Origin of the sequence: Pseudoduganella rivuli, assembly GCF_009674485.1 — a bacterium.
GTDB lineage: Bacteria > Pseudomonadota > Gammaproteobacteria > Burkholderiales > Burkholderiaceae_D > Rugamonas > Rugamonas rivuli_B.
In genome coordinates this window covers 323886-336086 of the sequence record NZ_WKJJ01000002.1, presented here as the reverse complement: position 1 = coordinate 336086, position 12201 = coordinate 323886, and the positions used below count along the sequence as shown (strand labels likewise).

At 63.4% G+C, this 12201-nt stretch carries 13 protein-coding genes; 10 read left to right on the top strand and 3 right to left on the bottom strand.

What is annotated here, in order from left to right; genetic code table 11:
* Positions 1-63 precede the first annotated feature (63 nt).
* Entirely contained in the window at positions 64-705 is a 642-nt protein-coding gene (locus tag GJ700_RS04250) for a LysE family transporter (RefSeq protein WP_154371395.1), read from the top strand.
* Between the two features lie 103 nt (positions 706-808).
* Positions 809-3034, top strand: a complete 2226-nt coding sequence (locus GJ700_RS04245; RefSeq protein WP_154371394.1) for a DUF6600 domain-containing protein — start codon at positions 809-811, stop codon at positions 3032-3034.
* Between the two features lie 197 nt (positions 3035-3231).
* Here GJ700_RS04245 and GJ700_RS04240 read toward each other — a convergent pair whose 3' ends face one another.
* Positions 3232-3708, bottom strand: a complete 477-nt coding sequence (locus tag GJ700_RS04240; protein WP_308700651.1) for a phage regulatory CII family protein — start codon at positions 3706-3708, stop codon at positions 3232-3234.
* Positions 3709-3818: 110 nt separating this feature from the next.
* Here GJ700_RS04240 and GJ700_RS04235 point away from each other — a divergent pair, with 110 nt between their 5' ends.
* The 4 genes from GJ700_RS04235 to GJ700_RS04220 all read left to right on the top strand — a co-directional run bounded on the left by GJ700_RS04235 (position 3819) and on the right by GJ700_RS04220 (position 6705).
* Positions 3819-4712: a hypothetical protein gene (locus GJ700_RS04235; protein WP_154371392.1), complete on the top strand. Its 894-nt coding sequence runs from the start codon at positions 3819-3821 to the stop codon at positions 4710-4712.
* Position 4713: 1 nt separating this feature from the next.
* Positions 4714-5499 (top strand): DUF2491 family protein, encoded by a 786-nt coding sequence (locus GJ700_RS04230; RefSeq protein WP_154371391.1) that lies wholly within the window; start codon positions 4714-4716, stop codon positions 5497-5499.
* Positions 5500-5559: 60 nt separating this feature from the next.
* A complete protein-coding gene (locus GJ700_RS04225; protein WP_154371390.1) occupies positions 5560-6324 on the top strand; it encodes a hypothetical protein in 765 nt (254 codons plus the stop codon).
* 102 nt (positions 6325-6426) lie between these two features.
* Positions 6427-6705: a DUF493 family protein gene (locus tag GJ700_RS04220; protein WP_154371389.1), complete on the top strand. Its 279-nt coding sequence runs from the start codon at positions 6427-6429 to the stop codon at positions 6703-6705.
* Here the strand turns inward: GJ700_RS04220 and GJ700_RS04215 are convergent.
* Complete coding sequence (locus GJ700_RS04215) at positions 6689-7591, bottom strand: transcriptional regulator GcvA (protein ID WP_154371388.1); 903 nt, start codon at positions 7589-7591, stop codon at positions 6689-6691. The genes GJ700_RS04220 and GJ700_RS04215 overlap by 17 nt on opposite strands.
* 102 nt (positions 7592-7693) lie before the next feature.
* Here GJ700_RS04215 and yfcF point away from each other — a divergent pair, with 102 nt between their 5' ends.
* The 4 genes from yfcF to GJ700_RS04195 all read left to right on the top strand — a co-directional run bounded on the left by yfcF (position 7694) and on the right by GJ700_RS04195 (position 10819).
* Positions 7694-8332 (top strand): glutathione transferase, encoded by a 639-nt coding sequence (yfcF, locus tag GJ700_RS04210; protein WP_154371387.1) that lies wholly within the window; start codon positions 7694-7696, stop codon positions 8330-8332.
* A gap of 146 nt (positions 8333-8478) precedes the next feature.
* Positions 8479-9162, top strand: a complete 684-nt coding sequence (gene lipB / locus GJ700_RS04205; RefSeq protein WP_154371386.1) for a lipoyl(octanoyl) transferase LipB — start codon at positions 8479-8481, stop codon at positions 9160-9162.
* 4 nt (positions 9163-9166) lie between these two features.
* Complete coding sequence (gene lipA, locus GJ700_RS04200; protein WP_154371385.1) at positions 9167-10153, top strand: lipoyl synthase; 987 nt, start codon at positions 9167-9169, stop codon at positions 10151-10153.
* The gene (locus tag GJ700_RS04195; RefSeq protein ID WP_154371384.1) at positions 10154-10819 is read left to right on the top strand and encodes a uracil-DNA glycosylase; all 666 of its coding nucleotides are present in this window, start codon (positions 10154-10156) and stop codon (positions 10817-10819) included.
* A 61-nt stretch (positions 10820-10880) separates the two neighbouring features.
* Here GJ700_RS04195 and GJ700_RS04190 read toward each other — a convergent pair whose 3' ends face one another.
* Positions 10881-12191: a DUF4785 domain-containing protein gene (locus GJ700_RS04190; RefSeq protein WP_154371383.1), complete on the bottom strand. Its 1311-nt coding sequence runs from the start codon at positions 12189-12191 to the stop codon at positions 10881-10883.
* Positions 12192-12201 lie beyond the last annotated feature (10 nt).

Below are 12201 nucleotides of genomic sequence, written 5' to 3'. Positions count from 1 at the left end.
CAACAGACAACCTAAAAAATGGACTCCCGCTACAATGGCTGGATCTTTCCCCGGAGTACTGCCATGACGTTCGCCACCTGGATCACGTTTGTTATTGCCGCCTGCATCATTGCTGTCTCGCCGGGTTCCGGCGCGGTCCTGTCGATGTCGCATGGCCTGTCGTATGGCGTACGCAAGGCCAGCGGCACCATCATCGGGTTGCAGGCAGGCTTGCTGCTGGTGCTGGCGATTGCCGGCGCGGGCGTGGGTTCGCTGCTGCTGGCGTCGGAAGTGGCGTTCAATGTCGTGAAAACCGTCGGTGCGCTGTACCTGATCTGGCTGGGCCTGGCGCAATGGCGCGCCAAGGCGGCGCCCGGACCGGGCGCGCAAGTGGTGCGCGAGCAGGCGCCATCGCTGCGCCGCCGCGTGCTGACGGGCTTTCTTACCAACGCCACCAATCCCAAGGGCATTATTTTCATGGTGGCCGTGCTGCCGCAATTCATTGCACAAGACCATCCGCTGCTGCCGCAATTGCTGATCCTGGCCGTCACCATGTGCACCATCGACTTGATGGTCATGCACGGCTACGCGTTCCTGGCCGCGTCGATGCAGCGCTTCTTCCGCGACGCCAGGGCGGTCAAGGCGCAAAACCGCGTGTTTGGCGGACTGTTAATGGGTGTCGGCACAGCGTTGTTCTTCGTCAAGCGCGGCGGTGCGCACGCTTGATCTTATTTGTAGCGCCCGATTGAAAAATTCTGTAACGGGAGTCGTCGTTGCGCCCGTTCAAGCGTTTAATACCATCATTCCCCTGCTCCCGGAGCGTAACGCCATGCACCGCAAAATCAAGCATTTGATCCTGTTATCCGCCTTGGTCGCCGTGACCTCGTTGGCGATGGCGGACGATCCGCCGGCCCGCGTGGCGCGCGTGTCAGTGGTGGAAGGCCAGGTCACCTTGCAGGAAACCGACGGCGACGAAGCCGGCGGCAACCTGTTGAACTGGCCCGTGACGTCCGGCACCCGTATCACGGCGGCGCCCGGTTCACGCACGGAATTCCGTGTCGGCTCGACGTCCGTACGGCTCGATGGCGACTCCAGCATGGAAGTCGTCGACCTCGATGACAACGTATTGCGCCTGCGCCTCGATTACGGCACGGCCAATGTCCGTATCCGCAACCCCGACCAGTTGGGCGGTTTCGAACTGACCACGCCGCAGGCGCGCGTCACGCTGGCGGAACCGGCTTCGCTGCGCATCGATACGGAACGTGCACCGGACACCAGCGTGGTGACCATGCTGACCGGCTCCGGCCGCGTGGATGGCGCCGGCGCCTCGACCAGCCTGCGCGCGGGCAAACGCGTGGAAATACGGGGCGACGATATCCATACGGGCATTGCGCAACGCACCCCGTTTGACGACTGGGCGCTGGCGCGCGACCGCCGCGACGACAATTCGCAATCGCTGCGCTACGTGACGGCCGACGTGACGGGCTATGAAGAGCTGGACCAGCACGGCACCTGGCGCGACGACCCGGATTATGGGCCGCTGTGGGCGCCGCGCGGCGTCGCATCGAACTGGGCGCCGTACCGCGACGGCCGCTGGACGTGGCTGGAGCCATGGGGCTGGACCTGGGTCGACGATGCGCCGTGGGGTTATGCGCCGTCGCACTATGGCCGCTGGGTGCTGGTGCAATCGCGCTGGTACTGGGCGCCCGGCCGCGCCGTGGTGCGTCCCGTGTGGGCGCCCGCGCTGGTGGGCTGGGTCGGCGGCAGCGGCTGGAACGTCACGTTCCGCGACCACCGCGCCGGTCCTGGCGTCGGCTGGTATCCGCTGACACCACGCGACCGCTATGTGCCGAATTACCGCGTGTCGGTGGAACATGAGCGCCGCCTGGAATGGCAGCACAACGGCAAGGTGCGCTGGAAGGAAGAACCGCGCCACGACGGCCGCCGCGATGGCGTCACCGTGCTGCCCCGCGAATATTTCGAACGCCGCAGCATCGTCAACGTGGGCCGCGAGCCGCGCGTGACCTTGGCGCCAAACGATGTGCGCAAGGCGCCGCTGATCACCGCGCCGCCGGTGGCGCCGCCTGCGGCCAACCGCCCGGGCCGCGTGATTGAAACGCGCCGCGATGCGCGTGACGACTTCCGCGAGCGCGCCGGCGAGCGCCGTGGCGACGGGCAGCGTCCGCAAGTGGCCCAGCCTGTACCGGGCAATGCATTGCAGGGCCAGCCGCAGCGCATCATGCCGGGCGGCGCCCCCGTGGTGCAGCAGCCGGGCGCCGTGCAGGAGGGCCGCCGCTTCGACCGTCCGGGCCGCGATGGTGATGACCGCCGCGACGAACGTGGCCGCATCAGCCAACCCGCGCAGCAGCAGGCATTGCAGCCGCAACCGGGACAACTGCCGCAGCAAAACGTTGAACAGCAGCGGCAGGAGCGCCAGCGCCAGGAATACCAGCGTCAAGAAGGTCAACGGCAAGAGCAGCAACGCCAGGAAGCACAGCGCCAGGACCAGCAACGGCAGGAATTCCAGCGCCAGGAACGCCAGCGGCAAGATGGCCAGCGGCAGGATGCGCAACGGCAGGAGTTGCAGCGGCAGGAGCAACAGCGCCACGAGGCTCAGCGGCAGGACCAGCAGCGCCAGGAAGCACAACGGCAGGAACAGCAACGCCAGGAAGCGCAGCGCCAGGACCAGCAGCGGCAGGAAGCCCAGCGCCAGGAGGCGCAACGGCAGGAGCAGCAACGCCAGCGCCAGGAAATCCAGCAACGGCAGGACGCGCAGCGGCAGGATCAGCAGCGTCAGGAAATGCAGCGGCAAGAGCAGCAGCGGCAAGAGGCCCAGCGCCAGGAAATGCAGCGCCAGGACCAGCAGCGCCGCGAGCAGCGTGAAGCCATGCGCCAGGAGCGCCAGCAAGCGCCGCAGCAACAGCCGCAACCGCAACCGCAGCGCCAGGAAGCCCGCCCGCAACCGCAAAATGCCCCGGCAGCGGAAAACCGCCGTGGTCCGCGTGAGGAAAACAAGGAAAACAAGGACGGGCGTAACCGCAGGAACCAGGAATGACGTCCCAGGGGCGGGGCTGGTGGTTACGGCCCAGCCCCGCTTTTGTGTCGTTCATCCCCGGAATTCTGCAGTTCGTCCCACGGCGATGGCCGGGCCGGGAGGGATGCCTTACAGTGGCGTCACGTGATCTTCACGCTATTTTCCTCCCAATACAAAATAGTTTCTGCCAGCCCTCAGCGGCTGGCATTTTTTTTGGCTCAACCGCCACCATCTTGGGGATTGGCCAGCAGCCGGATACGGGCGCGCCATTCGCCCAGCGCCGACAGGGCGGCGTTGAATTCACGTTCGATCAAGTCGGCTTCCGTCGGCGTGATTTTGCCGTCCAGCAGCGACTGCGATACGGCTTCCGCCACGTCACCCACCTGGCTCATGACGCGGCAGACGGTCTGCGACAAGTCGTCCTGGGCGATCTTTTCCGGCACCGGGATGACGAATGCCGCCATGCCATGCCGGACCAGCATGGCATGCACCGGCATCAGCGCATTGGGAACGCCGGCTTTCTGGCACAGGTCGATAATGGTCGACACTTCTTCAAACGAAGGGTAGTGGGAAGCGATGGTTGGTGACAATTTGTTACGTAAAACGTTTACCGAGATGCCCATGCATTGGGACAATGCCTCGATGCCGCCAGGATAGTTTCGCGCGACGGTATACAAAGCGTCGTGCTGATTCATGTCAGAGTATTTGCGTGTCATGGTGGTAAATCTGGCGTTTTTTTACCGGTGCGTAAAAGTTTGCCAGCTATTATGCTGTTATTTAATCAACCTCAAGACGATCAGGATACATGATGAAGTCTCTCCGCAAAGCCGTAGTACTTGCTTTATCGCTGTCGCTGGCGATGGGCGGGCCGCTGGCGGAAGCCAGGCCAACCCAAAGTTCGGGCTCTTATAAGGGTGGATTCTCCTCGCAACGCAGCAGTACTGCAAAGAGTACGCCGTCGCGCAGTCCATCGGCAGCGCCGTCGTCCGGCAGTGGCTCGTTTGGTTCATTCGGTTCCCGCCGCGCGCCGGAGGCGGATGCAGCGCCTGCTTCCGGCGGCAGCCGGTCGGCCATGAACCGCGACATGTCGCAACGGACGGCGCAAGACAATGCCGTGCGCACGATGGATGAACGGACCGCGCAGCAGCGTTCGCTGCCGCAGTCCGATCCGGTGATGCCGCGCCAGGCGCCGCAGCAGCCGCCGCCGCAATATGGCAACAATGGCGGCTACAGCAATAACCCCTACAACGGCGGTTATAACGGCGGCTACAGCCAGGGCCAGGACCGCCCGAGCCGCTGGGGTACGGCAGGCGCGGCGGCAGCCGGCGCCGTGCTGGGCAGCGTGCTGGCCGGCGGCGCCCATGCCCGCCAGGCGCCTCCGCAGCAACAGCAGTTGCCGTCCAACGTGCCGTCCGACGTGGGCGCCATCGGCCCGGTGGACAGCAGCGGCACCAGTACCTCGCCCGGTGTGGCGACGGTGCCGAATCCGATGAACCCGGATGCACCGGCCGCCGCGCCGGAGCCGCAAGCGCAAGAGCAGCAAACCACGCAGCAGGCTGAACGTCCAGCCCGCAAGCAGGAATCGGGCATCGGCTGGTTTGGCTGGGTAATGCTGGGGCTGATCGGTTTTGCCCTGTACAAGGTATTTACGCGCCGCAAAGTGAACCGCCAGGGCGCCAACTATTCGCTGGGAGATTGATATGGGTTGGAAGGATGCATTCGGGTACGTACGCAACGCGGCCATGAAAACAGGCGCGGTGGATGCGCCGGAGGATCAACGCCTGCCGCTGAACGCCCGCATCGGCAGCATGGTGACGATCCAGCAAGGGCCGCTGCTGCGCGCCAATACGTCCGGTTCGCTGATTGCGCTGCCGCAGGCATCGGACTTTCGCATTCTGGCGATTTCGCGGCTGAAGTTGAACTTGTCGGGCAAGGTCTACCGCTATTACCTGGACAAGGGCGACGACCAGGCCGATGAAAAGTTCCTTCAAGTGTACGTGGATGCGCAGGGCAACGTGGCGGAAGTGATGTATTGCACGCAACTGGCGCGCGTAATCCCGGAAACCGTGGAAGACCAGGAAGCGTACACGGGCGAACGGGGTTACGGCCTGGGCGACCGCAGCTACACGTTGTGGCGCAACCAGCTGGGCGACTATGGCCTCGACGAACAGGATTTGAACCTGGTGTTCGGCGCCGACGAAGGCATCGATTTCCAGCGCGATGCGGGCGACCCGAGCGCCGAATGGGTGCAGCCCTACCAGGGCGGCGAAACCCGCATCGACGATGCGGCGGGACGCGAAGGCTTGCAGCAGGATGTGTACTACATGCCCTACGTGCGCGATTTGCGCGGCGGGGCAGGACCGGAATTTTTGCTGATCACGACGGAAATCATCCGCAGCGTGAACGGCGATAGCGGCAAACGCGGTATCCACGTCGATTTTGTCATTGGGATACCGGTGGAGCAGGAACGGATCGTCATCCAGTAACAGGGAACGACCTCCGCAATGTGCAGTAACTTTATTTAAACCGAAAGGAAGGACACGACTATGAGCAACTCGAATGGCTGGGGCCTGACCGCACGCCTGATCTCGAAACACTTTGGCGCGCTGGGCGACCGCGTATCCGAAGCAATCGCCAACTTCGATCCAGAAACGGCGACCGAGGCAGACCGTGACCGCCTGGCCGACACATTGCGCGCCACCGCGCAAAAGCTGGCCGCTGCCCGTACCTCCTTCGACAAGGAGCGCAACGACGTCATCAAGCTGCGCGAACTGATCTCCAGCGACGAGCGCGCCGCGGAAACGCTGGGCGAGCGCCTGGCCGCCGGCAAGATTTCGGAAGCCACCATCAACCTGTTCTGCGACGAGCTGGAAGCGAACAAGGCGCGCCTGCCGCTGGAAGAGCAGGAAGCGGCCGATGCGCAAGAGTACATGGACGAGCTGCAAAAAATCGTCGATGCGCTGTCGCAGCAACTGGCCGACTTCGATGCCGCCGCCAAGAAAGCCATGCAGGCGCTGGCAACGGCCAAGGCGCAGCGCGACTTGCAGCAAGTGCGCGCCGAGCGCCAGGAACAGTTGAACGGCCTGAAAGGCTTGCAGGGTAATTCCAGCGCATTGAATGCACTGACGCGCCGCGCGCAGGCCGTGTCGAATGAAGCAGCCGGCATGAAGATCGTGGCCGACATCGGCCAGCGTCCGCACGACCAGAAGGCGGAACTCGATGCGCTGCGCAAGTCGGTGGCGAACGAAGCGGTTGGCGGCGGTGAGTCCGCACTGGATCGCCTGAAGCGCCTGTCGGCCAAACCAGCATAACGGCGGCACGGCGGCCTGGCTCGCGCCAGGCCGCCATCTTGAAAGCCGCGTGCTACGGTACAATATTGCCTGTATCTATTTGTTTTGACAGGAATTACTATCATGGCCACGCCTATCCCCCCATCCGAATCGCTGATCGAATATCCCAGCGACTTCCCGATCAAGATCATGGGTGTTGCCCATGTGGAATTCACTGCCACCATGCTGGAACTGGTGATCAAGCATGACCCGACCTTCCATGAAGGCAAGATGGAAGTGCGTCCATCGTCCAAGGGCAATTACACGGGTTTGACGGTCATCGTGCGCGCCACCAGCCGTCCGCAACTCGATGCGCTGTACACCGAGCTGTCCGCCCACCCGATGGTCAAAGTGGTGATGTAAGACGCAATTGCGGAAGAAATTCCGCAATTTGCGCCAGCAGCCAGGCGCGGAACGCCTCGACATGGGGCTGATCCGCCGCCGCTGGCGGGCTGACAAAGTAATATTCATCCGCACTGGGCGTGGCGATATCGAACAGCCGCACCAGTTGTCCCGACGCGATTTCCTGCATTGCCACCACATGGCGCACCAGCGCCACGCCGTCACCATCGACGGCGGAGCGGATCAGCATCGATAAATCCTCGTACATGACGCCGCCTGACGGCTCGGCCAGGTCCAGTCCCGCCGCGCGGAACCACGGCAGCCACGGTTCGTTCGAGCGCAGCAGCGTGGCGTTGGCCAACTGCTGTGGCGTACGGGGCAAATCCCCGCCCCGGTATGACGGGCTGACCACGGGGTAATAAATATCGCCCATCAAATGCTGCACCACCAGGCCCGGATAGCGGCCCCTGCCAAAGCGGATGCCGACGTCAATGGCTTCCCGCTCCAGGTCTTGCAACTGGCCGGACGCTTGCAGCAGCACTTCGATGTCCGGATGCCGTTCGATGAACTGGCCCAGCCGGGGCGCCAGCCAGCGCGCGGCAAACGAGGGAATCGACGAAATCGACAGGCGGCGGCATCCTTGGCGGGGCCGCACGGCATCGGCGGCCTGCACGATATCGGCAAACGCCTTGTTCAGCGACTGGGCGAACTTGCGGCCATCCGGCGTGATTTTCACATGACGGCCATTGCGGACGAACAATTGCACGCCCAGCTCGTCTTCAAGCGCGCGCACCTGGTGGCTGATCGCGCCGTGAGTCAAATGCAATTCATCAGCGGCGCGGGAAAAGTTTTCATGCCGCGCTGCCGCCTCGAAGGCGCGCAACGCGGGGAAGGCGGGCATACGCATCTCTTGTGAATTAAATTAGCAAGAACAGAGAAAATATATCGTTATGTGGTTATTCCGGCAAGCCGTAACATGAAATGCCAAATCACTCAGGAACAGCCCGCCATGAACCTCAAGCTTTACGTCAACAGTGAATTCTCCAGCCCGTATGCGATGTCCGTGTTCGTCACGCTGAAGGAAAAAGGCATCCCGTTCGACCTGGAAGTGCTGGATCTGGACGCCGGCCAGCACCGGGAAGCGGCTTACCGCGACCTGGCGCTCAATGGCCGCATTCCCGCGCTGGTGCATGGCGACTTCGTGCTGACGGAATCGTCCGCGATCACGGAATACCTGGAAGAAGTGTTCCCTGCCCCCGAATACAAGGCGGTGTATCCGCGCGCTTCGCAGCAGCGGGCGCGCGCCCGTGAAATCCAGGCGTGGCTGCGCAGCGATTTGATGCCGATCCGCGAAGAACGCAGCACCCTGACCGTTTTCCACGAGCCGGCCACGCAACCTCTGTCCCCAGAGGCGCGTGCGGCCGCGGACAAGCTGGTCCGCGCAGCCGACAAGCTTGTCCAGGGTGCCAACCTGTTCGGCGACTGGACCATTGCCGACACCGACCTGGCCATGATGCTGCAGCGCCTGGTCCACAGCGGCGACGACGTTCCGGCCAAGCTGAAGGATTACGCCAATGCCCAATGGCAGCGCGAACCCATCCAGCAATGGCTGGCGCTGGTGGAAAAGGCAAAATTGGCCGCGCGTTAAGCTTGCCAGCCGCACCAACAAAGCAGCGATCCAGCCTGTCAAAACACTATCATTTTGCAATTTTCTGCTGACAAAATAGGCAGGGTGCCGGGAAAGTAATTCAGTAGTGACTTATAATGGCAGGGTTTTCAGTAACAAACCCATCCATGTCTACTGCCCCGGCATTGATCCGCCAACTCGGCCAGGCCGAATACGAACCCACGTTTGCCGCCATGCGCGCGTTCACCGACGCGCGTACGCCCGACACGCCGGATGAACTGTGGATCGTCGAGCACCCGCCCGTGTACACGCTGGGCCTGGGCGCCGACCGCGGCCACCTGCTGGCAGGCGCGGCCAATATTCCCGTTGTGCAAACCGACCGCGGCGGCGAAGTCACGTACCATGGTCCCGGCCAAGTGGTGATTTACATGATGATGGACTTGCGCCGCAATAAACCCGGCGGCAAGCTGTACGCGCGCCAGTTCGTCCACAAAATCGAGCAAGCCATCATCAATGTCTTGCACACGTATAATCTTGCCGGTGAACGCATCGAAGGCGCGCCGGGCATTTACATCGCTGGCGGCCCGAAAAAAGGCGCCAAGATCGCCGCACTGGGACTCAAAGTGCGCGGCAACGGCTGCACCTACCACGGGGTGTCGCTGAATGTGGGTATGGACCTTGCCCCGTTTACCTGGATTAACCCCTGCGGTTACTCTGGACTGGAAACCATCGACATGCGCTCGATGGGCGTGGAGGCGCCGCTGGCCGATGTGCAGCTGGCGCTTGCCAACGAATTGGTGCGGCTGCTACAAGTGGCCGAACCTGCCGAAGTAACCACCGTATCGAATTAAGCCTATGACTACCGAGACCACTTCCAGCACCGCCCCCGCTTACAACGCCAGCGAAAAGCAGAAAGGCGCCAGCAAGACCTCGCGCATTCCAATCAAGATCACCCCGATTGAGCAGGTCGAGCGCCTGAAAAAGCCGGAGTGGATCCGCGTCAAGGCCGCGTCCACGTCGACCCGTTTCTACGAAATCAAGGACATCCTGCGCGAAAACAAGCTGGTGACCGTGTGCGAAGAAGCCAGCTGCCCGAACATCGGCGAGTGCTTCGGCAAGGGTACGGCAACGTTCATGATCATGGGCGACAAGTGCACCCGCCGCTGCCCGTTCTGCGACGTGGGCCACGGCCGCCCGGACCCGCTGGACAAGGATGAACCGCAAAACCTGGCTAACACCATCGCCAAGCTGCGCCTGAACTACGTGGTGGTGACGTCGGTCGACCGCGACGACTTGCGCGACGGCGGCGCCGCCCACTTCGTCGAGTGCATCCAGAAAACCCGCGAACTGTCGCCGCAAACCACGGTGGAAGTACTGGTGCCGGACTTCCGCGGCCGCCTGCAAAAAGCGCTGGATATCTTCGCCGAAGGCTTGCCGGACGTGATGAACCACAACCTGGAAACCGTGCCGCGCCTGTACAAGGAAGCCCGCCCGGGTTCCGACTACATGCACTCGCTGAAGCTGCTGAAAGACTTCAAGGCCCTGTACCCGAACGTGAAAACCAAGTCCGGCATCATGGTCGGCCTGGGCGAAACCGACGAGGAAATCCTGCAAGTGATGCGCGACATGCGCGAGCACGACATCGACATGCTGACCATCGGCCAATACCTGGCGCCGTCGAACAGCCACCTGCCGGTGCGCCGCTACGTGCACCCGGACGTCTTCAAGATGTTCGAGGAAGAAGCGTACAAGATGGGCTTCAAGCACGCGGCCGTTGGCGCGATGGTGCGTTCGTCGTACCACGCCGACCAGCAGGCTCACAACGTGCTGGAACAAGCCTGATTGGCTGAGGTCCGCATCGAGGGGTCCTGGAAGCGCGAGCTCCAGGACCAGTTCGAACAGCCGTACTGGGAAAACCTGACGGCGTTCGTGCGCAATGAATATGCTTCCGGACGCTGTTTCCCCCAGGGCCGCGACATCTTCCGCGCCTTTGACCTGACGCCGTTCGACGACGTCAAGGTCGTCATCCTTGGCCAAGACCCGTATCACACGCCGGGCGCCGCCATGGGCTTCTGCTTTTCCGTCCCGGAAGGCAACCGCCCGCAACCGAGCCTGCAAAACATTTTCCAGGAACTGGCCGACGACATCGGCGTCGTCCGCACCCGCACCGACTTGAGCGACTGGGCGCAGCAGGGCGTGTTCCTGCTCAATGCCGTGCTGACGGTACGGGCCCACACGGCCGGCTCCCATGCGGGCAAGGGCTGGGAACAGTTCACGGACAGCGCGATCCGCAAACTGTCGCAAGACCGCGATAACCTGGTGTTCATCCTGTGGGGCAGCTATGCGATCAAGAAGCGCGAGCTGATCGATACGCGCCGGCACCTGGTCATCACGTCGCCCCACCCTTCCCCGCTATCCGCCCACCGGGGCTTCTTTGGCAGCAAACCGTTTTCACGGGCCAACGCGTACCTGGAAGCCAAGGGCAAAACGCCGATCGTCTGGGCATAAAACTAATCGACATTTTGGGGCCTGGCCCCAAAAGCACTATCGTTCGACTGGGGGCCGATAGTTACTTCACTCGCTGCGGTGCGGCTACCGCCACCTTGTCCGGACGGGGGCTGACGCGCGCCAGTTCGCGCTCGTCGATGACGACGGCCCGCTGCTGGCGTTGCAGCACGCCCATGCGGCCCTGGTCCAGCAAGAACAGTTCGCGGATTTCATAGGGCCCGCTCGCGGCCACACGCAATTCCGGCGCAAACGCCAGCGCGATAGTGCCGCTGCCCGCTTCCATCCACTGCGCCGCGTGCGCGACACCGACCGGCTTCAGCTCGCCCTGCACCGTGCCGTACAACACGCCCCGCACTTCGTAGCGCCCCGCCTGCGCCGCTTCCACGCCGAAGTTCACCTGGATGCCGCCGCTGCTGTTGGCCAGCACCACCTTGCGGTCCAGCTTTGCCGTCGGCATCGCTACGGGGAAGGCCAGGCGCAGCGAACGCTGCACGTCACCCTGCTTCGCCTTGCCCTGGCCATGCGCATGCACTTCCCATAAACCTGGCGCCAATTCCTCGTCGGCATCCAGCGCCAGCTGCGCCGTCATGCGGCCGCCCGCGCCATTCCTGAACGTCAGCGGGAAGCGGCGGCCCGCCGGCGACATCACATAGCCTTCCAGCCTGGTCAACGCCGGCTTCGAACCATCCTTGCCGCGCAATGCCGACACCAGCGACAACTGCTGGCCATGCAGATACGCGGCGGCGCCAGCCTGCATCGTCAGCGACACCGGGCTGTCCGGTTCCACCACATTGACGAGGAAGCGTTCGCCCGCGCCCAGGTTATCCGCGCGCAGCTTGAACTGGCCCGCCCCCAGTCCTGCATGCAAACGGAAAGCCGACGTGCCGGGCGCGAACGGCAGGTCCGCCTTGGCCAGCTTGTCATCCGTCACCAGCGCCTCCATCGCCTCGGCCGAGCCACGCGCGCGCCCGGCCTGGTCGATCACCGTCATCGATTGCGGATGGATCGCCAGGTTCGCGCGGGGACTGGACATATCCAGCGCCTGCACCCGCACCACGGCGCGCGGCGCGGTCGTGTTCAGCGGCACGCCCTTGGCCAAGTCGGCGCCCGTCACGATGGTATAGGACTCGCGGCTTTCCGCTTCATGCGGCGTGGCGGCGGCCATGCCGGCGTCGGACGACGCCCAGCTCAGCGCCACCGTTTCGCGCGACTGGCCCGGCGCGCCCGCCTTGGCCGCTTGCGGCGCAGGCTTGGCCGCCGCCAGCGCGGCAGGCTCCAGGTCGCCCGCCTGTTTCGGCAACAGGTCCACCGCGGATGCGGAAACACAGGCCGCCATCAGCGCAGCCGCCATCATCGATAATTTCAATTGCATAGCAGGCTCC

What these genes read in the sequence shown, in the direction of transcription:
- GJ700_RS04225 (WP_154371390.1), top strand. Translation starts at nt 5,560, where the DNA reads ATGAGCAACTCGAATGGCTGGGGCCTGACCGCACGCCTGATCTCGAAA.
- GJ700_RS04190 (WP_154371383.1), bottom strand. Translation starts at nt 12,191, where the DNA reads ATGCAATTGAAATTATCGATGATGGCGGCTGCGCTGATGGCGGCCTGT.
- GJ700_RS04230 (WP_154371391.1), top strand. Translation starts at nt 4,714, where the DNA reads ATGGGTTGGAAGGATGCATTCGGGTACGTACGCAACGCGGCCATGAAA.
- GJ700_RS04250 (WP_154371395.1), top strand. Translation starts at nt 64, where the DNA reads ATGACGTTCGCCACCTGGATCACGTTTGTTATTGCCGCCTGCATCATT.
- yfcF (WP_154371387.1), top strand. Translation starts at nt 7,694, where the DNA reads ATGAACCTCAAGCTTTACGTCAACAGTGAATTCTCCAGCCCGTATGCG.
- GJ700_RS04240 (WP_308700651.1), bottom strand. Translation starts at nt 3,708, where the DNA reads ATGAATCAGCACGACGCTTTGTATACCGTCGCGCGAAACTATCCTGGC.
- GJ700_RS04245 (WP_154371394.1), top strand. Translation starts at nt 809, where the DNA reads ATGCACCGCAAAATCAAGCATTTGATCCTGTTATCCGCCTTGGTCGCC.
- lipA (WP_154371385.1), top strand. Translation starts at nt 9,167, where the DNA reads ATGACTACCGAGACCACTTCCAGCACCGCCCCCGCTTACAACGCCAGC.
- GJ700_RS04235 (WP_154371392.1), top strand. Translation starts at nt 3,819, where the DNA reads ATGATGAAGTCTCTCCGCAAAGCCGTAGTACTTGCTTTATCGCTGTCG.
- GJ700_RS04215 (WP_154371388.1), bottom strand. Translation starts at nt 7,591, where the DNA reads ATGCGTATGCCCGCCTTCCCCGCGTTGCGCGCCTTCGAGGCGGCAGCG.
- GJ700_RS04220 (WP_154371389.1), top strand. Translation starts at nt 6,427, where the DNA reads ATGGCCACGCCTATCCCCCCATCCGAATCGCTGATCGAATATCCCAGC.
- lipB (WP_154371386.1), top strand. Translation starts at nt 8,479, where the DNA reads ATGTCTACTGCCCCGGCATTGATCCGCCAACTCGGCCAGGCCGAATAC.